General features: G+C 33.1%; 1 protein-coding gene and 1 pseudogene. Both read right to left on the reverse strand.

Annotation, left to right across the window (positions count from 1 at the left end; all coding sequences use genetic code 11):
- Nucleotides 1–260, reverse strand: a pseudogene (locus ACFIL8_RS10790) (MFS transporter); the annotation flags it as partial.
- A 365-nt stretch (nucleotides 261–625) separates the two neighbouring features.
- On the reverse strand, nucleotides 626–796 hold the full coding sequence (locus tag ACFIL8_RS10795) for a hypothetical protein (RefSeq protein WP_375612867.1): 171 nt from the start codon (nucleotides 794–796) through the stop codon (nucleotides 626–628).
- Nucleotides 797–1,074 lie beyond the last annotated feature (278 nt).

The following is a 1,074-nucleotide window of genomic DNA, read 5'->3' on the forward strand; positions in this document are numbered from 1 at the left end:
AATAATAAGAAAGACAATAAACAAGCGCAAATAATTTGGCTATAAAACCCAATTATAAAGCCTTGATAGTGCACCAACACGTTTCCCAAACATAAGCCAGCAATTCCAATTGCGATTAAATTAACGACATTTAAAGCAGCAGATGCTTCTCCAGTTGTATCTTGGAATTGTAATAAAGAAAGGCCGATAGATAATACACCACTAGCACAAAAACTCGTCAAACAACCAATCACAATCATAAGAAAAACAGAATTACGCAATAGCCTCCCCCCTCTTAAACAGAGACTCAAGCCATTTTATGATTTTCTCCATTGTCGAATATGGTTCGGTACTAAATTCCAGTTTTTCATAAAAGTTTAGTTCAAATGCGTTATAGGCACTTATTTTTTGAAAGTCATCTGTCAGCATGAATTCTATACTTGGCAGCGTTGTACCCATAGATTGAGACAAATAATAGGAAATTACTTTCCAATACATATAGGTACGCTCTCTTGCCAAATAATTTTCCAAGGCATATTTCAAGTGACAACCACTTAAAATATATTTCGGACAATGGTGCAACGGATAATAAATACAAATAGCACCGGCTTCATGTCCGAGACAAGAAGAGATATTAATATTTTTATCATTTCATAATATTATAAAAACGCTCAGTGAGCAGATCTTCCAAATTTAGTCTAGTCACAACAAGATTGGTTGCTAATTTTTGAGCAACGTGAGACCAAGCCAATCTTACTACTAAAGTTCCAATAACCTTTAAGTCAGATTCTGGATAAGCTTTTTTTAAATTTTCCACCCATATGTCTCTGTGACATATAATAATTGGCTCATCTCGTCTGAATGAACAAGATGTAATTCTAAACCAATATTATCACAAAGTTTTGAGCTCTTGAATTCTCCGTATCCTAATCTGGTATTCTTAAATCATCATAGGAACTAAGAATTTTTAAGTATTCCAACTTTTATTAAACTTTGTAACAATCTATTAGAATCTCCCCTTCACTGACTTCGACAATTATTTTCTCACCACTACAAGAACAAAAAATTATCTTTGAATTTGCTTACTTTTAGAAA

It is taken from the genome of Bartonella sp. AP57NXGY, from assembly GCF_042195805.1.
In the GTDB taxonomy this organism is placed as follows: domain Bacteria; phylum Pseudomonadota; class Alphaproteobacteria; order Rhizobiales; family Rhizobiaceae; genus Bartonella.